Below are 19653 nucleotides of genomic sequence, written 5' to 3'. Positions count from 1 at the left end.
CAAATCAAAAGGGGTTTTAATAACTGGCTTAAAGCTGAAAGCTTTCCGGAACCCCCAGCCTAGCTGGGGGTTTTCTATAGACAACAAAAAAGAGGCGATTATCTCGCCTCTTTTTTATTATGGGTTCCACGCTTACTGCGTCGCATTCACCGTTGCGGTCCAGGCTTGCATAAACGCCTGATGCTGAGACGCCAGCGGCCCAATCAGTGAATTATACTGGCTGGCCTGCTGTGAGGTCGGGAACTGGATGCCATTGGCAACAAAGCTCACCTGCGTACCCTGCTGAGCAATAAAATCACCCACCTGCACCAGTTGCTGCGTGAAAGTCTGTGCCGCCGGGATCAGGGGTTGCAGCGCGTTAGCCGGAGCGGTTACCACTTTCGAATACACCTGCTCGAAGACCGGTTTCAGGTCATCCGCCTGTTTCAGCCCCGCGTGAGCTGTATCAGCCTGCACTTTCGCATTCTGCAATTGTTGACTCAGCACGCCGAGAGAACCATTTGCCTGACGCAACGGTTCACGCTGAGTCATATAATCCTGCGGTACGCGAATCGCGTTTACGCTATCCACCACCGGACGCAGACCAGAATCCATCGCCTGATTCACCTGCTGGGAATAACCATACAGAATGGCGTAATCAGAGACGAACGGGCCAAATTGTTTTTTCTGGTCAGCCGTCAGCGCGGGAAGACGTTCACTGCTACGCATCGCCGTATTTTGCAGAAAATCGATAAATGCCTTGCGCTGATCGCCTTCTTTATCAAAACACCCACTCAGGCCAACTACCATTAACAACGCCGCAAGAGGCGCAAACCAGCGAGAGCAGGACTTACCTGTCGCCATTTTAATACTCCTTTCACCCAAAAATGCGCACAACGAAACACGCGTGCCTGACGGCTTACAAGGATAGTCCAGGTCGGCGTCTCAGGATACCCTTTTCCATGCTTTCTTATTCATGTCGGGACACGCTCAGGTTAGACCTCACGCCGTTTCGTCATGCGATTTTTTGCTAACGATTTACAAAAAAATACGTATTTATTCCTGGGCTTGCGTAATCAAGCAATTAACGTTTAGCGAAACGTTTGAATATGCATTTCAAAAGCATGAAAGGTCCTCTTTTCCACGATATATCCTGGTCACGCCCTCCCGCCCGCGTTTTTAACGACTATTCTTACTTGTGCTGTATCACTATCCGCTGTGTGTTTTTAGAGGAGTTCTCAATGGAATATAAAGATCCGATGTTTGAGCTGCTGAGCAGTCTGGAACAGATTGTCTTTAAAAAAGATGTAGCGCAAGCGGTTACCCTGACCCAAAAGCCTAATTCTTTCAATGAGTTTGAACAATTACGACGTGGCACTGGGTTAAAAATTGATGATTTTGCACGTGCAATGGGTGTTAGCGTAGCAATGGTGCAGGAATGGGAATCAAAACGTGTTCGTCCTTCAGTGACCGAAATGAAGCTGATGCGCCTGATCCATTCAAATCCGATGCTCAGTAAACAGTTAATGGAATAAATCTGGCAGTCAAAACCCCCGCAATGTCGGGGGTCAATATCCTCTTACTTCCTTTCACAGCGCCATCTATCTTCTCGCCACTCAATCTGATGCGTTAAATTTAGCGCGTTCAGAAATGCCTCATCATGTGAAACCACCACTACTGCGCCCGGAAATGTCGACAATGCCAACTCAATCGCCTGCGTCGAAGTCAAATCAAGATGGTTCGTGGGTTCATCAAGCAAAAGCAGTTGTGTCGCCTCACGACGCCAGAGTACGCAGGCCAGCGCCGCTTTCAGGCGTTCTCCACCGCTTAATGCCGAAAGCGGCAACGTCACTTTCTCTGCCCCCAGATGCAGTTGCGCCAGTCGGGTTCTTAGTATGCCCTCGTCGAGCGGCGTATCCGCGGCGCTAAGGTGCGCCAGGGCCGGGAGGGAAAGATCCAGTTGCGACAGATGCTGGTCGAGGTACGCCGTCGCCACCGATACCTGACACGTACCTGATAGCGGCTTTTCTTCTCCGAGCATGACGCGCAACAGGGTCGATTTTCCACAACCGTTTGGCCCGCGTAGCGCTACACGCATCGGCCCGTCCATTCGCCAGCTCAGGGGAGAGGAATTGCCATAAGGCAAGATGAGATTGTCCATGACCAGCACCTGTTTACCCTCAGCCACCTGGCTGCCCGGCAGAGTAAACAAGACTGGCGCATCGTCTTCAACTCGCTCGCGGGCCTGTGCGACCGCGGCATTCAGTACCTCGTTCTGCTCACGGTGCTGCCGACGCAGCGTGCCAGTCCGCTCCTTCGCGACTCCTTTGTATTTCACCCGCTCGAACGAGGCAATATTAAGCGTGTCGACAGTTCGCAGAGTCTGGGCTGAACGCCGCTGGCTGGCATCATGCTCCTTTTGCTGGCGGTTACGTAGCCGACGACGCTCGGTAGCCGCATGCTCAAGCGCCGCGTGGGCTGCCTGCTGCTCGGCTTCGCGTTGACGCTGATAACCAGCATAATGGCCGCCATAGCTGCGTAATCCGGCGGGAGATAATTCAAGGATGCGCGGCATCAAGGCCAGCAGTTCACGATCGTGGCTCGCCACCAGTGTTCCACCCTGCCGACGGGAAAGTCGCGTATAAAGCCATTCTCGCCCTTGTCTGTCGAGATGGTTGGTCGGTTCATCAAGCAGCAGGTAATCGGCGTCTGCCATCAATGCCGCGCACAGCAGGGCACGAACCCGTTCGCCGCCGCTAAGCGTTACGGCAGGTCGCTCGGGGTTGAACGGAGGCAGACTGGCATCCATAAAGGCCCCGGTCAGGCGCTCCTCAAGATCCCAAAAGCCTTCCATACGTTCGAGATCTTCTGGCAGGTAATCACCCGATTCGATACGCCGCCGTGCAGCAAACACCGCGTTATAACCCAGCAATTCAGCAAGCGTTGTCGACGGGGAAACCGCGTGTTGTTGAGCGACGTAAGCCACAGTACCAAAACGTTCGATATGTCCGGATGCGGGGAGGTCCAGCCCCGCCAGCAGGCGCAATAAGCGGGTTTTACCGCAACCGTTGCGCCCGACCAGGCCACACAGCGCGGGTTCGAGCGAAAGTGAAATCGGGCCAAAAAGTGTCACGCCCGTCGCAAACTGACAGGTGACCTGATGCAAAATAAATAAGGGGGATTGGGCGCACTGAGCCATAAGCACTCCTGAGTGAAATCAATACATCCCCTGCTCGCCATAAGCGCGAAGCAAGGATTCGAAGTCAGCAGGTGTGTTTATCCATTTTCAGTGGGCCTCAGTGAGACGAGGGATTCGTCGGGGCAAAGGATAGCCGCAGACCGGACAGGATTTCAAGGTTAAATTTTAGGCTTTTATTCGAGATCGCTTTGAAGAATAAAGATTCAGATAATAAAAAACCCGCCCGCAGGCAGGTTTTTATTTATCGACCACGCAATTACTGCAGCAGGGAAATATCCGCGACCTGCAGGAACAACTCGCGCAGTTTGGACAGCAGCGTCAGACGGTTCAGACGAACGTCTTTATCTTCCGCATTCACCATCACGTTTTCGAAGAACTCATCAACCGGCTCACGCAGGGATGCCAGTTCGACCAGCGCTTCCTGGTAACGGCCTGCGGCAAAGTACGGCTGCAGCTTGTCGCGCAGAACGACCAGATTGCCCGCCAGTTTGATCTCTGCCGCTTCTTTCAGTACGGAAGCATGCACGATGTCGTTCAGCGTCTCGTCTGATTTCGCCAGAATATTAGAGACACGCTTGTTGGCCGCAGCCAGCGCAGAGGCCTCTTCCAGCGTGCGGAAGTGAGATACCGCTTTCATGCGCGCATCGAAATCCGCCGGACGGGTCGGACGACGCGCCAGCACGGCCTGGATGGTGTCGACGGTATAGCCTTCGTCCTGATACCAGGCGCGGAAACGGCCCAGCATAAAGTCGATAACGTCGTCGACCACTTTGGCATTCGTCAGCTTGTCGCCATACAGACGCACCGCTTCTTCGGTCAGCGTTTGCAGATCCAGGTTGAGGTTCTTCTCAACGATGATACGCAGCACGCCCAGCGCGGCACGACGCAGCGCAAACGGGTCTTTGTCCCCTTTCGGGTGCTGACCGATACCAAAGATACCCGCCAGAGTGTCCATCTTATCGGCAATCGCCAGCGCACAGGCAATCGGGTTAGACGGCAGGTCATCGCCCGCAAAGCGCGGCTGATACTGCTCATTCAGCGCAACCGCAACATCTTCCGCTTCCCCGTCATGGCGCGCGTAGTGCATGCCCATCACACCCTGGGTGTCGGTGAACTCAAAGACCATATTGGTCATCAGGTCGCACTTAGACAGCAGGCCCGCGCGGGTCGCGTGATTCACATCAGCGCCAATCTGCTCTGCAATCCAGCCCGCCAGCGCCTGAATACGATCGGTCTTGTCGCGCAGCGTACCCAGTTGTTGCTGGAACAGCACGGTTTGCAGACGCGGCAGATGGTCTTCCAGACGTTTTTTACGGTCGGTATTGAAGAAGAACTCAGCGTCCGCCAGACGCGGACGAACCACCTTCTCGTTACCGGAGATGATTTGTACCGGATCTTTGGACTCAATGTTGGCCACAAAGATAAAGTTCGGCAGCAGCTTGCCGGCATTGTCATAAACCGGGAAGTACTTCTGGTCACCCTTCATGGTGTACACCAGCGCTTCGGCAGGCACCGCGAGGAATTTCTCTTCGAATTTCGCCGTCAGCACGACCGGCCATTCCACCAGCGAGGTCACTTCTTCGAGCAGGCTGTCGCTCAGGTCAGCGTTGCCGCCAATCTTACGCGCCGCTTCTTCTGCGTCTGCTTTAATTTTGGCTTTACGCGCGTCGTAGTCAGCCACAACTTTGCCGCGCTCCAGCAGGATTTCAGGATACTGGTCGGCATTGTCGATGGTGAACTCCGGCTCGCCCATAAAGCGGTGACCGCGAATCACGCGATCGGACTGGACGCCCAGAATAGTTGCCGGGATGACTTCGTCGCCCAGCAGCAGAGTCACGGTATGAACCGGACGCACGAAGTGGACGTCGGACGCGCCCCAGCGCATCAGTTTCGGAATCGGCAGCTTCGCCAGCGAGGTGGCAATCATGTTCGGCAGCAGCGCCTCGGTGCTCTCGCCTTTTACATGAGCACGATACAGCAGCCATTCACCTTTGTCGGTGGTCAGACGTTCGGCCTGGTCAACGGTGATACCGCAACCGCGCGCCCAGCCTTCTGCCGCTTTGCTCGGATTACCGCTGGCATCAAACGCCTGGGCAATCGCCGGGCCGCGTTTCTCAACTTCACGGTCAGGCTGAGAAGCCGCCAGATTCGCCACTTTCAGCGCCAGACGGCGCGGTGCGGCAAACCATTCGATTTTACCGTGCGCCAGGCCAGCGTTATCCAGCTCAGCGGTCACGTTCGCAGCAAAAGATTCAGCCAGGCTGCGCAGGGCTTTTGGTGGCAGCTCTTCGGTGCCAATTTCCACCAGGAAAGTTTTCTCAGACATGGCCGCCTCTTATTTATTCTTGTTGCACATCGGGAAGCCAAGAGCTTCACGGGAAGCGTAATAGGCTTCTGCTACCGCTTTGGTCAGCGTGCGAATGCGCAGAATATAGCGCTGACGCTCGGTGACGGAGATGGCTTTACGCGCATCCAGCAGGTTGAAGCTATGAGCGGCTTTCAGAATACGTTCGTACGCAGGCAGCGGCAGCGGATTTTCCAGCGCCAGAAGCTGCTGGGCTTCTTTCTCGTACTGCTCAAAGCAGGAGAACAGGAAGTCGACGTCGGCGTATTCGAAGTTGTAGGTGGACTGTTCCACTTCGTTCTGATGGAACACGTCGCCGTAGGTGGTTTTACCCAGCGGGCCATCGCTCCAGACCAGGTCGTAAACACTATCTACGCCCTGAATGTACATCGCCAGACGTTCTAAGCCGTACGTAATCTCACCGGTAACCGGCTTACATTCCAGACCGCCAACCTGCTGGAAGTAAGTGAACTGGGTCACTTCCATACCGTTCAGCCACACTTCCCAACCCAGCCCCCAGGCACCCAGCGTCGGGTTTTCCCAGTTGTCTTCCACGAAACGGATGTCGTGGATGGTCGGATCCATACCCAGCTCTTTCAGAGACCCGAGGTACAGCTCCTGGATATTGTCCGGAGACGGTTTAATCACGACCTGGAACTGATAATAGTGCTGTAAACGGTTCGGGTTTTCGCCATAACGGCCGTCGGTCGGACGACGAGAAGGCTGCACGTAGGCAGTCGCCATCGGTTCTGGCCCCAATGCGCGTAAGCAGGTCATTGGGTGAGATGTGCCGGCGCCGACTTCCATGTCCAGAGGTTGAACAATGGTGCAGCCCTGACGAGCCCAGTAATCCTGTAAGGTCAGGATCAGGCCCTGGAAGGTCCTGGTATCAAACTTTTGCATATGATTTCGTGCTGGATACGTGTGGATTTAAAGGAAGGGGCCAGTATACCCGCTGACCGGAAGATATACAGTACGAAACGGGCCTGTTTATGGAAAATTGAAGAACTAGCGCATCGAGAGATGTAAAAACTGGCCTTCCGGGTCAAAAGAGCAGACAAACCCCTCCTTCCGGGGGGTAACACCACGCATTTCATAGCTACTCTGAAACTGTTCGAAGCTGGTAACCGCGATGGCTTGCGAGTCGGTATTGTAGCGATGCGCCGCAGATTGCTTGCAGAGCTGTTCCATTTCGAGGGAGTGCGCCGGGCTCACTTTCGCTTTTTGCGCACGTTGCGCAGGCATTTCTTGTGGCGCGCTGCATCCCGCCACCAGCAAGAACAACAAGGCTGACGCCATATTTTTGATCATCATTTTTTTACCGTCAGGCTAAGCTGCTGTTATTTTTAGAAGGTAGAAGGGCTAAGCAGTGAATTTTGCAAAACTGCCGTAACATCACAAGTATGGGCAGGAAAACTCAGAATTATCCAGAAAGAAAGTGCGTTAAATCGTAAGTCAGAGGGTATTTAACGGGAAAATTGAGGAACAGATGTCGTCGAAAATTTACTGGATTGATAATCTGCGAGGGATCGCCTGTTTGATGGTAGTGATGATCCATACCACCGCCTGGTACGTGACTAACGCGGCCAGCGTGAGCACCCTCGACTGGGGTGTCGCCAATCTCCTCAATTCAGCTTCTCGCGTCAGCGTGCCGCTCTTTTTTATGATCTCAGGTTATCTCTTTTTTGGCGAACGCAGTGCCCAGCCGCGCCATTTTTTGCGTATCGGTTTATGCCTGCTGTTCTACAGCACGATCGCCTTTATCTACATCGTCTTATTTACCTCAATTAACAGCGAGTTATCACTACGAAACCTGCTACAAAAACCGGTTTTTTATCATCTGTGGTTTTTCTTTGCGATTATCGTTATCTATCTCGTCTCGCCGCTTATTCAGGTAAAACAGGTTAGCGGGAAGATGCTGCTGGCGCTGATGGTCGTCATTGGCATTGTTGCCAACCCCAATACGGTGGCGCAAAAAATAGGCCATTTCGAATGGCTGCCCATTAATCTGTATATCAATGGCGACACGTTCTATTACGTGTTGTACGGCATGCTGGGCCGTGCGTTAGGAATGATGGATACGCAGAAAAAGTCACTCACTGTACTGAGCGCGACTGTTTTTGTCGTCGCCGCCTTCGCCATTTCTCGCGGCACCTTGCATGAACTGAAATGGCGTGGCAATTTCGCCGACACCTGGTATGTCTATTGTGGCCCGCTGGTGTTTATCTGCGCCATGTCGCTGTTCACCTTCGTCAAAAACACCCTTAGCGCGCGGGCGCTGCCGGGGCTGGCGATCATCTCCCGCCACTCGCTGGGAATCTATGGTTTTCATGCCATTATCATTCATGCGCTACGCACCCGTGGCGCTGAAATTCAGACCTGGCCGGTGCTCGATATTCTGTGGATTTTTACCGCAACACTGCTCATCAGCCTGGGCTTATCGATGCTGTTGCAGCGTATTGATACGCGGCGTTATGTGAGCTAAACGAGCAGCCCGGCCAGCAACGCCGAGCGATTGAACTTATTCCTCCGCCTCAGCGGATACGACTTCCGGTTCGGTTTGATCCCAGCCATCACGGACATTTTTTTGCACGGCGACAATGCCAAACAGACTAAGAAAGAAGGCCAGTCCGTAAAACCCTTTCTCACTAAGCAGCAGTGTCGCATTCCACAATCCGACAAGCAGCAAGCCGATAGAAAGAATAAACGTTATCAGGCACATAAAGTAATACATCTGCGTGGTGGGAATACCTTCGTAGCGGTCTCTGACCGTTTTTTGATAGGAGGCTGCGGCAAAAAGTCCCAGAAGCAGCACCGCAAAGTAATAACCCCGCTCATTCAGTTGCATCTCGGCATTCCACAAACCTACCAGATAAGACGCCACGCCCCCCATCAGGGCAACCCACGACACGATATTGAACGCGGGAGAAACATGTACTGCGTTTTTTTCCATAAATAACACCCTCCGTTTTGGTAACCCATAGTAAAGGTATGGGGGCAAAGCGGGAGAGGGAGAGCAGTTTTTCAGAAAACACCAATAGTGGCGTTACCCGGCGGCGCGCTGACGCGCGCGGTGCAACTGGCGGGGTGAGGAAAACCCGGCGGCCATCGCGGCCTGCTCCGTACCCCGTCCCTGTATTAGCCACTGTTCAGCCACCGCCAGACGTAGTTGTTCCAGATAATCACGCACGCTGATGCCCAGATGTTGCTGAAACAGGCGTGTTAAATGCCGTGGGCTCACGTGGGCCTGCTCAGCAATATCCGCCAGTTGCCAGGGTTTTTGCGGCTCGGCGGTAAGCACATCCTGGGCACGGTGAACCGCCGGGTGGAGATGATTGCGATAGCGCAACCACGGCGAGAGCTGTGGGTCATCGCCGGAACGACGGAACCAGACCACCATCTCGCGGGCCACCGCCAGCGCCGTTTCTGGCCCGCACAGCCGGTGAATAATGTGCAGCGTCAGGTCAATACCGGAGGTAATCCCTGCACTGGTCCAGATCCCTCTGTCTTCAATGAAAATCCGGTTCTCTTTGACCAGTGCGGCGGGTGCCGCCGCCCTCAGACGAGCTATCACATCGTGGTGCGTGGTGCACTGAATCCCCGTCATCAGCCCTGCTTTTGCCGCTAATAGCGAGCCGGAACAGACACACATCAGCAGCACCTTCTGGCTGTGGATCAGCGGTTGCATACGCATCAGCCAGTGGCGGACGGTATCAGCCTGGGGCGTGGCAAAATAGTGTGCGGACTGATGAACGCCGGGCAATACCAGCAGACTGCCTTCCGGCAGGCTGTCCGGTAGCGGCGCAATATTGCCCATCGTCAGGCCGATAGAGGTCGGCACCTCTGCGTCCGGTCCAATGTAATGCAAGCGAAAGGCCTCACCCGCCAGGGAGAAGGTTTCTGCCGGGCCGGTCATATCCAGCGCCAGCACGCCCGGCAACATCACGAACCAGACATCGGTGGTCATAGGGATCCCAGAGTTTCACTGACAGTTTTCACGGTGGCGAAACGGCCTTCGAGCACCGTTTCCGTACGATGACGCAGCGCGTCGCAGTCCAGCGTAATCCCTTTATGCGCCATCGGGAAGGTTAACGTCGCTTCACTGACAAAGGTCACTTTGTAGCCAAGATCTGACGCCACGCGGGCCGTCGTTTCGCAGCACTGTTCGGTGCGCATCCCGCAAATAATGACATGATTAATATCCTGTTTACGCAGCCAGTGATCCAGCCCGGTATCGGTAAAGGCATTATGCACATGCTTGTAGAAAGTCACCGCAGGCTGATGTTGCAAAAAGGCCATTGGCGCGACATAACCACTTTCCAGCGCGAACGGCCCGCCGTCAGCGACATGAAAAATGTCTACCACCGGCACATCCCGCGCAATACAGCCGGCAATCAGGTTCAACATGGCGTCGCGAAAAGCGGGAAAATTGTCCTCCTGCCAGCTATCGCGATGCAGGAAAGAGTTCTGAGTATCGATATTGATAAGGGCGGTACGTGACATTTTGGGACTCCTTACGCAGTGGATGTAGGGCTATTCTGGCAAGGAGTGAGCAAAGTGCTAAGACCAAAAAAGGACATCATCAGGTGGATTACAGACGAACATCCTCCCCGCGCAAACGGGGAGGACGCAGACGTTACGACATCAGCGGTAAAAGCTGCTGATAAATACGACGGAAGGTTTCGCGACGCGGTTGATACAACGCATGGCGCGCGGCATCCGGCTGGTGCTGCTGTTCAATCGGCAGTTGTGGCAACAGGCGAGTCACCGGGACATCCGGGTTGGCGGCAATTTGCGCCAGACGTGCCGCGCCTAAAGCCGGGCCGACATCGCCCCCCGTGCGGTAATCAAGCTGCTGCCCGCTGATGTCCGCCAGCATCTGGCGCCAGTAGCTGCTACGCGCCCCACCGCCGATAAGCGTGATGCTTTGCGGCTTCACGCCGCAGGCGTGCACCACATCCATCCCGTCGGCCAGCGCATAGCCCACCCCTTCGAGCACCGATTTCGCCAGTTCATTTGGCCCGTGCTGATGGGTCAGGCCAAAGAACACGCCTTTGGCTTCCGGGTTGTTATGCGGCGTACGCTCGCCGGAAAGATAGGGTAAGAACCAGAGATCGCCCGCGCTGTCATCCGCCTGTTCCGCTGCGGTAATCAGCGCCTGTACAGAATCCAGCCGGGTCAGCTTCGCGGCCCAATCCAGGCAAGAGGCGGCGCTCAGCATGACCGACATCAGATGCCAGCGTCCCGGTAGTGCATGGCAGAAACTGTGCACCGCGCTTTCGGGATTACTGAGGAAACCTTCGCTGACCGCAAAATAGACGCCGGACGTTCCCAGGGAGAGCATCGCCTGCCCGGCATCCGCCATTCCAACGCCGACAGCACCCGCCGCGTTATCGCCGCCACCCGCGACGACGGCAACCTGTGCCATGCCCCAGCGCTCTGCCACCTCCGGCAGCAAGGTACCTGTGATGTCGCTGCCTTCGAACAAGGCAGGCATATGGTCGCGGGTCAGCGCGCAGGCGGCGAGCATCTCATCGCTCCAGTCGCGTTTTGCCACATCCAGCCACATTGTACCGGCGGAGTCCGACATATCGCTGGCGTACTGTCCGGTCATTTGCCAGCGCAGATAATCTTTCGGCAGCAGGACTTTCGCCACGCGGGCAAACACGTCAGGTTCGTGGCGCTTCACCCATAATAATTTTGGCGCGGTGAACCCCGGCATCATCAGGTTGCCGGTTATCGCCCGTGAGTTTTTTACCTGCGCTTCCAGCAACGCACACTCTTCGGCGCAGCGCCCGTCATTCCACAAAATAGCCGGACGAAGTACCTGATTTTCGTTATCAAGCAGCGTGGCGCCGTGCATCTGCCCGGCCAGGCCAATGGCTTTCACCTGCTGTAATGAATGCTGTTCGCCGAGGGCGCGAATCGCCCGGTCCGTGGCCTGCCACCAGTGCAACGGGTCCTGCTCCGACCACAAAGGGCGCGGGCGCGACACCGTTAACTTTTCCGTTTGTGAGGCCAGTACGGTGCCCTGCTCACTGAGCAAAATTGCTTTTACCCCTGATGTGCCAAGATCAATCCCGATATACATAGATGGCTCCTTAAAAAACTGCCCGGTAACGCAATGCGTTCCGGGCCTGGTCGGTGTGCAGGCCCGAATGCAGGCCAGCGCCGGTTACTTGTCGAACAGGTAATGGTTTACCAGATTTTCCAACAGTTCCTGATGCCCGCTCTGATGGCGTGGCGCCAGGTTTTGCTGTTCAGCGTACTTCGCCAGTTCAGCAAGCGTTAGCTGGCCCTGCAGAATTTGCTGGCCAAGTTCACCATTCCAGCCGGCATAGCGTTTCGCGACGCGTTTATCCAGCTCACCGTCTTCACTCATCCGCGCGGCCACTTTCAGCGCCAGCGCCATGGTGTCCATTGCGCCAATATGGCCATAGAACAGATCGTATTTGTCGGTGCTCTGACGACGCACTTTGGCGTCAAAGTTCAGACCGCCAGTGGTAAAGCCGCCCGCTTTGATGATTTCATACATCACCAGCGCGTTCTCTTCCACGCTGTTCGGGAACTGGTCAGTATCCCAACCCAGTTGTGCGTCGCCGCGGTTAGCATCGACCGAACCGAAGATACCCAGCGCGATGGCAGAGGCAATTTCATGGTGGAAAGAGTGACCGGCCAACGTGGCGTGGTTCGCCTCGATGTTCACTTTAATCTCTTTTTCCAGACCGAACTGTTTGAGGAAGCCGTACACCGTTGCCACATCATAATCATATTGATGTTTGGTCGGTTCCTGCGGTTTTGGCTCAATCAGCAGCGTGCCACGGAAGCCGATTTTATGTTTGTGTTCGACAACCATCTGCATGAAGCGGCCAATCTGCTCGCGCTCCTGACGCAGATCGGTATTAAGCAGGGTTTCATACCCTTCACGACCGCCCCACAGCACGTAGTTTTCGCCACCCAACTGATGAGTTGCGTTCATCGCGGTGACGACCTGGGTCGCAGCCCAGCTAAATACTTCGGGATCCGGGTTAGTGGCAGCCCCTGCGCCATAGCGCGGGTTAGTAAAACAGTTAGCGGTACCCCAGAGCAGTTTCACGCCGCTCTGCTGCTGTTTTTGCGCCAGCACATCCACCATATGGGCAAAGTTATTCAGGTACTCTTTCAGCGAAGCCCCTTCCGGCGAGACATCGACATCGTGGAAGCAGTAGTAAGGCACATTCAGTTTGTGGAAGAACTCAAACGCTACATCCGCTTTACGCTCCGCCAGCGCCAGTGCGTCGCCCGGCTGTTGCCACGGCCTGTCGAATGATCCCACACCAAACATATCCGCACCGTTCCAGCAGAATGTATGCCAGTAGCAGGCGGCAAAGCGCAGGTGATCTTCCATTCGCTTACCCAGCACTAACTCGTCCGGGTTGTAATGACGAAACGCTAAAGGGTTGGTTGTTTTCGGGCCTTCATAACGAACACGTTCGAGCTGGTCGAAATAAGCATGCATAATGAGCTCCATAATCAGGTGTCGGCAAAGATTCATTTTCCAGGTAATACTGGATTCTCTCCTCGCCTTGCTCAATTACGTTATTTCACACTGACATTAAGAGAATACGCAAATGTGCGCCACCTCGCAAAATAAGCCATAACCAGGTCGGTTGCTTAATTGTTGCCGCCTGCAAAACCGTTTCCGCTTATTTTAAAATCAGATCACCGTCAAACTTCCACAAATAAACCAAAAAACATAACGCCGGGATAAAAACCAGGAATTGCCAGCCACCGTTTACGCGTTAAAAATTTGCAACGTTCATCGCAGTGCATGTTTCTTTTATCTCGCTTCGTCACCCTACAAAAAGGTATTACTATTATGAAGATAAAGAACCTTTGCCTTACTTTGTGTGCTTCTTTGCTGCTCGCCAGCATGGCGGGTCACGCAAAAGAAGTAAAAATCGGTATGGCGATTGATGACTTACGCCTCGAACGTTGGCAGAAAGACCGTGATATTTTCGTGAAAAAAGCCGAATCGCTGGGTGCCACGGTTTTTGTCCAGTCGGCTAACGGTAATGAAGAAACCCAGATGTCGCAAATCGAAAATATGATCAACCGCGGCGTTGATGTTCTGGTTATTATTCCCTACAACGGTCAGGTATTAAGTAATGTTGTAAAAGAGGCCAAACAAGAAGGGATTAAAGTGTTGGCCTATGACCGTATGATCAATAATGCCGACATTGATTTTTATATTTCCTTCGACAATGAAAAGGTTGGTGAATTGCAGGCGCAAAGCCTGGTCAGCAAAGTGCCTCAGGGTAATTACTTTTTGATGGGCGGTTCGCCCGTTGATAATAACGCTAAATTGTTCCGCGCAGGCCAAATGAAAGTATTAAAACCGTACATTGATAGCGGCAAGATTAAAATTGTCGGCGATCAGTGGGTCGACGGCTGGCTGCCTGAAAATGCGTTGAAAATCATGGAAAACGCCCTCACGGCGAACAACAACAAAATCGACGCTGTCGTGGCGTCTAACGATGCGACCGCAGGCGGCGCAATTCAGGCGCTGAGCGCTCAAGGCCTGGCAGGCAAAGTCGTCATTTCAGGCCAGGATGCCGACCTCGCCGGGATTAAACGCCTGATCAACGGCAGCCAGACCATGACGGTCTATAAGCCCATCACCCAACTGGCTAACACGGCCGCAGAAATCGCCGTTGAGCTCGGTAATGGCAAACAGCCAAAAGCGGACTCCACCCTCAATAACGGTCTGAAAGACGTCCCCGCCCGTCTGCTGACGCCGATTGAAGTCACCAAAGACAACATCGACGCCACGGTTATCAAAGACGGGTTCCATCAGAAAGATCAGCTCTAAGCCTCGCGGCGTGTCTCCCGACAGGAGGCACGCCGGAACATGTCTTCAGGCACTGTGAATACCTCGAATTACGTGGAGCAGTTATGCCTTATTTACTTGAAATGAAGAACATCACCAAGGCCTTTGGCGCGGTCAAGGCCGTTGATAACGTGAGTCTGCGGCTCAATGCAGGCGAAGTGTTATCCCTTTGCGGTGAAAACGGCTCCGGCAAATCCACGCTGATGAAAGTACTGTGCGGCATCTATCCCTGGGGCAGCTATGACGGCGAAATTGTTTTTGCTGGCGAAACCCTACAGGCCGGGCATATCCGTGATACCGAGCGTAAAGGCATTGCGATAATCCATCAGGAGCTGGCGCTGGTTAAGCACCTGACGGTGCTGGAAAACATCTTTCTTGGCACCGAAATCACCCATCACGGCGTGATGGACTACGACACCATGACGCTGCGCTGTGAAAAGCTGCTCGCCCAGGTCAGTCTTACGATATCCCCCAATACCCGTGTCGGCGATCTCGGGCTTGGGCAACAGCAACTGGTAGAAATCGCCAAAGCGCTGAATAAACAGGTCCGTCTGCTTATTCTTGATGAACCGACCGCCTCACTCACCGAGCAGGAAACGGCCGTCTTACTGGATATCATTCGCGATCTGCAAAACCACGGTATCGCCTGTATTTATATCTCGCACAAACTCAACGAGGTGAAGGCTATTTCTGACATCATCTGCGTGATCCGCGATGGTCAGCATATCGGCACGCGCGATGCCACCGGGATGAGCGAAGACGACATCATCACCATGATGGTGGGCCGCGAACTCACCGCGCTCTACCCCAACGAACCGCACACCACCGGCGATGAGATCTTACGTGTTGAGCATTTAACCGCCTGGCATCCGGTCAATAAACACATCAAGCGAGTCAATGACGTCTCTTTCTCCCTTAAACGTGGCGAAATTTTGGGTATTGCCGGGCTGGTGGGCGCCGGGCGAACCGAAGCGGTACAGTGCCTGTTTGGCGTCTGGCCGGGACGTTGGGAAGGCAATATTTTCCTTGATGGCAAACAGGTGCATATCCATAACTGCCAGCAGGCGATTGCCAGTGGTATCGCGATGGTGCCAGAAGACCGCAAAAAAGATGGCATCGTCCCCGTGATGGCCGTCGGTAAAAACATCACCCTCGCGGCGCTGGACCAGTTTTCCGGCACGTTGAGTAGCCTGGACGATGCAGCAGAGCAGCATTGCATTTTGCAGTCGCTGCAGCGTCTAAAAGTGAAAACCTCCTCCCCCGACCTGGCGATTGGTCGCCTGAGCGGTGGGAATCAGCAAAAAGCCATTCTTGCCCGCTGCCTGCTGCTCAACCCGCGCATTCTGATCCTCGACGAACCGACGCGCGGGATTGATATCGGCGCGAAATACGAAATTTATAAATTAATCAATCAACTGGTACAGCAGGGGATTGCCGTTATTGTCATCTCTTCCGAATTGCCCGAAGTGCTGGGGCTCAGCGATCGGGTACTGGTGATGCATGAAGGCAAGCTAAAAGCGGACCTAATTAATCATCAACTGACCCAGGAGCAGGTCATGGAAGCGGCGCTGAGGAGCGAACATCATGTCGAAAAGCAACCCGTCTGAAATGAAACTATCCGCCCCGGTACCGGGTGCCTTCAAAGGATTGAAGTCTCTGAATTTCCAGGTCTTTGTCATGATTGCGGCCATCGCTGTGATCATGCTGTTCTTTACCTGGATGACCGACGGCGCTTACCTGAGCGCGCGTAACGTCTCAAACCTGCTGCGCCAGACGGCCATCACTGGCATCCTGGCCGTTGGCATGGTGTTCGTCATTATCTCGGCGGAAATCGACCTCTCTGTGGGCTCGATGATGGGCCTGCTGGGCGGCGCGGCGGCGATTTTCGACGTCTGGCTGGGCTGGCCTTTACCGCTGACCATTGTGGTCACGCTGGTACTGGGTTTACTGTTGGGTGCGTGGAACGGCTGGTGGGTCGCCTACCGTAAGGTGCCGTCGTTTATCGTCACCCTTGCGGGGATGCTGGCGTTTCGCGGCGTGCTGATTGGCATCACCAACGGCACAACCGTCTCGCCCACCAGCGCGGCCATGTCGCAAATCGGGCAAAGCTATCTGCCTGATGGTGTCGGTTTCGGCGTGGGTGCGTTAGGGCTTGTCGCCTTCATTCTGTGGCAGTGGCGTGGACGACTGCGCCGCCAGGCGATGGGGCTGACCACCACCGCGTCCACCTCCGTCGTGGGTCGCCAGTCGCTCATCGCCGTACTGGTGCTCGGTGCCATTTGGCTGCTCAATGATTATCGCGGTGTTCCGACGCCGGTATTGCTGCTCGTCTTCCTGCTGCTGGCGGGGATGTTTATGGCTACGCGTACCGCGTTTGGTCGTCGTATCTACGCTATCGGTGGTAACCTGGAGGCCGCACGCCTGTCCGGGATCAACGTGGAACGTACCAAGCTGGCGGTGTTCGCCATAAACGGCTTGATGGTAGCGATTGCCGGGCTGATTCTCAGCTCACGTCTGGGGGCGGGTTCACCCTCGGCGGGCAACATTGCTGAACTGGACGCTATCGCCGCCTGCGTTATCGGCGGCACCAGCCTCGCGGGCGGGATTGGTAGCGTGGCGGGCGCGGTGATGGGGGCATTTATCATGGCGTCACTGGATAACGGCATGAGCATGATGGATGTGCCCACGTTCTGGCAGTACATCGTGAAAGGAGCCATTTTGCTGTTGGCGGTATGGATGGACTCCGCCACCAAACGTCGGGCGTGAAACCAGGAGCGATCACACTGCCGGAAGATTTTTCTCCGGCAGTGTGCCGAATATGATAATCAGAATTAATGATTAACCAGCGACGGAACCGATATGTTCGAGAAACGCCACCGCATTACGTTGTTATTCAATGCCAACAAAGCCTATGACCGCCAGGTGGTTGAAGGGGTTGGTGAATATTTGCAGGCGTCACAATCTGAGTGGGATATCTTCATCGAGGAAGATTTCCGTACCCGCATCGAAAACATCAAAGAGTGGCTCGGCGATGGCGTCATTGCCGACTATGACGATCCTGAAATTGAGCGCCTGCTGGCCGATGTCGACGTACCGATTGTCGGCGTCGGCGGCTCCTATCACGCACCGGAAAACTACCCTCCGGTGCACTACATCGCCACCGATAACTTTGCCCTGGTCGAGCAGGCCTTTTTGCATCTCAAAGAGAAAGGGGTGCACCGTTTTGCGTTCTATGGTCTGCCCATCTCCAGCGGTAAACGTTGGGCCGTTGAGCGAGAGCATGCGTTTTGTCAGTTGGTCGCACAGGAGAAATACCGCGGGGTGGTCTATCAGGGGCTGACCACCGCGCCTGAGAACTGGCAGCACGCCCAAAATCGGCTGGCGGACTGGCTACAAACGCTGCCACCGCAGACGGGCATTATTGCCGTTACCGATGCCCGCGCCCGTCACGTGCTCCAGGTGTGCGACCATCTGCATATTCCGGTGCCGGAGAAACTCTGCGTGATTGGCATCGACAACGAAGAGCTGACTCGCTACCTGTCACGCGTGGCGCTCTCGTCGGTTGCGCAGGGAACCCGGCAGATGGGCTATCAGGCGGCGAAACTGCTGCATCGCCTGCTGGACAACGAACCGATGCCGTTGCAGCGTCTGCTGGTTCCACCGGTACGCGTGGTAGCGCGACGCTCAACGGATTACCGCTCCCTGAATGACCCGGCGGTCATTCAGGCGATGCATTACATCCGTAATCACGCCTGTAAGGGGATCAAAGTAGAGCAAGTGCTGGATGCCGTCGGGATTTCACGTTCGAATCTGGAAAAGCGCTTTAAAGAGGAAGTGGGCGAGACCATCCATGCGGTGATCCACGCGGAAAAACTGGAAAAAGCACGCAGTTTGCTGGTTTCCACCTCCCTTTCCATCAACGAAATTTCGCAGATGTGTGGCTATCCGTCACTGCAATATTTCTATTCAGTATTTCGCAAAGAGTACGACAGCACGCCGAAGGATTACCGTGAACGCTACGGTGAGACACTGATTTAACGGGGCATTCAGGAACAGTGTATTCAGGAAAGAAAAACGCCTTCCGGGTGGAAGGCGTTGATACGATTACATGTGACTATTACATGTGCGAAGCGATGAGCTGCTGGTTGTCCTGATACATGGCAAACAGATAGTTGTTATAGCTTGCACCCTTCGTTGAATAGCCTTTCAGCTTATGAATCATGTTGCTGGCTGTCACTTCCTGGTCCGCTTTACGCAACTGCGCACGGGACTTACGGAAAGAAGCATAAGCCGGGTGAGTATTCAGATTCACCACATAAGCATCCACGGACTCTTTCACCGATTCAAAGTGCGAATAACCTTTCACTTTGCCTGGACCGTTTTTACAACTGCCTTTCCCGCATTTCATGCCGAACAGGTTGTTGTTGGTACGCGCCAGTTTTGACGTACCCCAGCCGCTTTCCGCCGCCGCCATGGTCGCGACCATGCTGTCCGGGATAATATCCACGCGTTCCATCAACGCATTCCACGGAATACGGCGGGTATTGCCAGACCAGCTCACCTTGTAGCGTTTGGCGATATCCTTCAAGCGTGTACGGTCAGCCGTCGACCATTGTTGGCTATATTGACGTGACATCAGCCAGTTACGGTCAGCGGTAATCGCTGCATTTTGACTGGTAATATAAGGCATGACCGTCCGGAGAAACGCTTTCTTTCTTGGTGCTCCGGAAGGGTATTTTCGCAAGTCAGGAAGTGAACTGCTATTTACACTATTGCGAGAATACTCTTGTTTACTGCTTGCCTGTTTTGTACCGGTCGTCTTTGAGATTGGGGCTTTGTGACTCGCTGTTTTGCTGTGCGTCTGCGCAAGCACCTCACCTGAAAATGCGATGGTGAGTAACATGAGTATCGTGGCCCCTAGTCGTCGCAAGGGAGTCGATATCATTAAGTCTCCTGGTCGGATATAAACATTCCAACACCTTATTTTTTACACAATTTTGAGAGCTGAATCTCAAATCATATCAAAAATAGCGCTTCAGGGCACGTACAGAAATAATCCAATTCCGAAAGCCTGTCATCTCAAACCTGCTACGTCGCGAAAACAACAGCATAGATTTGTGGCGGTTATCGCAAATTCTGCGCAAAATTTGCGCACGATCACTCACCCGGCGCTCTCCACCCTGGCGATTGCGCTCACGGGATGAGTTGCCCGCGCCGGGCTAATGACACAATGGTAAAAACGGATGCCTCGGGAAGGATCAG

General features: G+C 54.3%; 17 protein-coding genes. 6 read left to right on the top strand and 11 right to left on the bottom strand.

All coding sequences use genetic code 11. The features are described 5' to 3' along the window. Window positions 1-132 precede the first annotated feature (132 nt). Window positions 133-843, bottom strand: a complete 711-nt coding sequence (locus ACS0RQ_RS00925; RefSeq protein ID WP_271849254.1) for a DUF3053 domain-containing protein — start codon at window positions 841-843, stop codon at window positions 133-135. A 377-nt stretch (window positions 844-1220) separates the two neighbouring features. Between ACS0RQ_RS00925 and ACS0RQ_RS00920 the strand changes: the two genes are divergently transcribed. Beyond that, window positions 1221-1514: an HTH-type transcriptional regulator gene (locus ACS0RQ_RS00920; protein WP_271849253.1), complete on the top strand. Its 294-nt coding sequence runs from the start codon at window positions 1221-1223 to the stop codon at window positions 1512-1514. A gap of 44 nt (window positions 1515-1558) precedes the next feature. On the opposite strand, the gene ACS0RQ_RS00915 is transcribed toward ACS0RQ_RS00920, so the two are convergent. The 4 genes from ACS0RQ_RS00915 to ACS0RQ_RS00900 form a co-directional block, all read right to left on the bottom strand. Beyond that, entirely contained in the window at window positions 1559-3178 is a 1620-nt protein-coding gene (locus tag ACS0RQ_RS00915) for an ABC-F family ATP-binding cassette domain-containing protein (protein WP_271849252.1), read from the bottom strand. Between the two features lie 256 nt (window positions 3179-3434). After that, window positions 3435-5504 (bottom strand): glycine--tRNA ligase subunit beta, encoded by a 2070-nt coding sequence (gene glyS, locus ACS0RQ_RS00910; RefSeq protein ID WP_271849251.1) that lies wholly within the window; start codon window positions 5502-5504, stop codon window positions 3435-3437. A 9-nt stretch (window positions 5505-5513) separates the two neighbouring features. Next, window positions 5514-6425 carry a glycine--tRNA ligase subunit alpha gene (gene glyQ, locus ACS0RQ_RS00905; protein WP_004126458.1) on the bottom strand — a complete coding sequence of 304 codons (912 nt, stop codon included), beginning with the start codon at window positions 6423-6425 and terminating at the stop codon, window positions 5514-5516. Between the two features lie 105 nt (window positions 6426-6530). Continuing rightward, window positions 6531-6836 (bottom strand): YsaB family lipoprotein, encoded by a 306-nt coding sequence (locus ACS0RQ_RS00900; protein WP_271849250.1) that lies wholly within the window; start codon window positions 6834-6836, stop codon window positions 6531-6533. 175 nt (window positions 6837-7011) lie between these two features. Here ACS0RQ_RS00900 and ACS0RQ_RS00895 point away from each other — a divergent pair, with 175 nt between their 5' ends. Continuing rightward, window positions 7012-8007 (top strand): acyltransferase, encoded by a 996-nt coding sequence (locus ACS0RQ_RS00895; RefSeq protein ID WP_271849249.1) that lies wholly within the window; start codon window positions 7012-7014, stop codon window positions 8005-8007. A 36-nt stretch (window positions 8008-8043) separates the two neighbouring features. On the opposite strand, the gene yiaA is transcribed toward ACS0RQ_RS00895, so the two are convergent. From yiaA to xylA, 5 genes are all read right to left on the bottom strand, one after another. Next, complete coding sequence (gene yiaA, locus ACS0RQ_RS00890) at window positions 8044-8475, bottom strand: inner membrane protein YiaA (RefSeq protein ID WP_271849248.1); 432 nt, start codon at window positions 8473-8475, stop codon at window positions 8044-8046. Window positions 8476-8568: 93 nt separating this feature from the next. Then, entirely contained in the window at window positions 8569-9489 is a 921-nt protein-coding gene (locus ACS0RQ_RS00885; RefSeq protein ID WP_193794658.1) for a GlxA family transcriptional regulator, read from the bottom strand. After that, a complete protein-coding gene (locus ACS0RQ_RS00880; protein WP_271849247.1) occupies window positions 9486-10025 on the bottom strand; it encodes an isochorismatase family protein in 540 nt (179 codons plus the stop codon). Before ACS0RQ_RS00880 ends, ACS0RQ_RS00885 begins: the two co-directional genes overlap by 4 nt. A 133-nt stretch (window positions 10026-10158) precedes the next feature. After that, complete coding sequence (gene xylB, locus ACS0RQ_RS00875; protein ID WP_271849246.1) at window positions 10159-11613, bottom strand: xylulokinase; 1455 nt, start codon at window positions 11611-11613, stop codon at window positions 10159-10161. An 84-nt stretch (window positions 11614-11697) separates the two neighbouring features. Then, complete coding sequence (gene xylA, locus ACS0RQ_RS00870) at window positions 11698-13020, bottom strand: xylose isomerase (protein WP_039080173.1); 1323 nt, start codon at window positions 13018-13020, stop codon at window positions 11698-11700. Between the two features lie 360 nt (window positions 13021-13380). On the opposite strand from xylA, the gene xylF reads away from it, so the two are divergent. The 4 genes from xylF (at window position 13381) to xylR (ending at window position 18429) form a co-directional block, all read left to right on the top strand. Then, on the top strand, window positions 13381-14373 hold the full coding sequence (xylF, locus tag ACS0RQ_RS00865; RefSeq protein ID WP_039080172.1) for a D-xylose ABC transporter substrate-binding protein: 993 nt from the start codon (window positions 13381-13383) through the stop codon (window positions 14371-14373). Window positions 14374-14456: 83 nt separating this feature from the next. Further along, a complete protein-coding gene (locus ACS0RQ_RS00860; protein WP_039080171.1) occupies window positions 14457-15998 on the top strand; it encodes a xylose ABC transporter ATP-binding protein in 1542 nt (513 codons plus the stop codon). Continuing rightward, the gene (gene xylH, locus ACS0RQ_RS00855; RefSeq protein ID WP_039080170.1) at window positions 15976-17157 is read left to right on the top strand and encodes a xylose ABC transporter permease XylH; all 1182 of its coding nucleotides are present in this window, start codon (window positions 15976-15978) and stop codon (window positions 17155-17157) included. Before ACS0RQ_RS00860 ends, xylH begins: the two co-directional genes overlap by 23 nt. Before the next feature lie 93 nt (window positions 17158-17250). Continuing rightward, window positions 17251-18429 carry a D-xylose utilization transcriptional activator XylR gene (xylR, locus tag ACS0RQ_RS00850; protein ID WP_271849245.1) on the top strand — a complete coding sequence of 393 codons (1179 nt, stop codon included), beginning with the start codon at window positions 17251-17253 and terminating at the stop codon, window positions 18427-18429. A 79-nt stretch (window positions 18430-18508) separates the two neighbouring features. Here xylR and ACS0RQ_RS00845 read toward each other — a convergent pair whose 3' ends face one another. Further along, complete coding sequence (locus ACS0RQ_RS00845) at window positions 18509-19336, bottom strand: protein bax (RefSeq protein WP_039080168.1); 828 nt, start codon at window positions 19334-19336, stop codon at window positions 18509-18511. Window positions 19337-19653: the final 317 nt, after the last annotated feature.

Source organism: Phytobacter diazotrophicus, from assembly GCF_052061655.1.
Taxonomy (GTDB): domain Bacteria; phylum Pseudomonadota; class Gammaproteobacteria; order Enterobacterales; family Enterobacteriaceae; genus Phytobacter; species Phytobacter diazotrophicus.
This window is presented reverse-complemented; position numbering and strand designations above follow the sequence as displayed.

Excerpts from the sequence above, each read along its gene's own strand:
- ACS0RQ_RS00925 (WP_271849254.1), bottom strand. The coding sequence starts at position 843 with ATGGCGACAGGTAAGTCCTGCTCTCGCTGGTTTGCGCCTCTTGCGGCG.
- ACS0RQ_RS00920 (WP_271849253.1), top strand. The coding sequence starts at position 1,221 with ATGGAATATAAAGATCCGATGTTTGAGCTGCTGAGCAGTCTGGAACAG.
- ACS0RQ_RS00915 (WP_271849252.1), bottom strand. The coding sequence starts at position 3,178 with ATGGCTCAGTGCGCCCAATCCCCCTTATTTATTTTGCATCAGGTCACC.
- glyS (WP_271849251.1), bottom strand. The coding sequence starts at position 5,504 with ATGTCTGAGAAAACTTTCCTGGTGGAAATTGGCACCGAAGAGCTGCCA.
- glyQ (WP_004126458.1), bottom strand. The coding sequence starts at position 6,425 with ATGCAAAAGTTTGATACCAGGACCTTCCAGGGCCTGATCCTGACCTTA.
- ACS0RQ_RS00900 (WP_271849250.1), bottom strand. The coding sequence starts at position 6,836 with ATGATGATCAAAAATATGGCGTCAGCCTTGTTGTTCTTGCTGGTGGCG.
- ACS0RQ_RS00895 (WP_271849249.1), top strand. The coding sequence starts at position 7,012 with ATGTCGTCGAAAATTTACTGGATTGATAATCTGCGAGGGATCGCCTGT.
- yiaA (WP_271849248.1), bottom strand. The coding sequence starts at position 8,475 with ATGGAAAAAAACGCAGTACATGTTTCTCCCGCGTTCAATATCGTGTCG.
- ACS0RQ_RS00885 (WP_193794658.1), bottom strand. The coding sequence starts at position 9,489 with ATGACCACCGATGTCTGGTTCGTGATGTTGCCGGGCGTGCTGGCGCTG.
- ACS0RQ_RS00880 (WP_271849247.1), bottom strand. The coding sequence starts at position 10,025 with ATGTCACGTACCGCCCTTATCAATATCGATACTCAGAACTCTTTCCTG.
- xylB (WP_271849246.1), bottom strand. The coding sequence starts at position 11,613 with ATGTATATCGGGATTGATCTTGGCACATCAGGGGTAAAAGCAATTTTG.
- xylA (WP_039080173.1), bottom strand. The coding sequence starts at position 13,020 with ATGCATGCTTATTTCGACCAGCTCGAACGTGTTCGTTATGAAGGCCCG.
- xylF (WP_039080172.1), top strand. The coding sequence starts at position 13,381 with ATGAAGATAAAGAACCTTTGCCTTACTTTGTGTGCTTCTTTGCTGCTC.
- ACS0RQ_RS00860 (WP_039080171.1), top strand. The coding sequence starts at position 14,457 with ATGCCTTATTTACTTGAAATGAAGAACATCACCAAGGCCTTTGGCGCG.
- xylH (WP_039080170.1), top strand. The coding sequence starts at position 15,976 with ATGTCGAAAAGCAACCCGTCTGAAATGAAACTATCCGCCCCGGTACCG.
- xylR (WP_271849245.1), top strand. The coding sequence starts at position 17,251 with ATGTTCGAGAAACGCCACCGCATTACGTTGTTATTCAATGCCAACAAA.
- ACS0RQ_RS00845 (WP_039080168.1), bottom strand. The coding sequence starts at position 19,336 with ATGATATCGACTCCCTTGCGACGACTAGGGGCCACGATACTCATGTTA.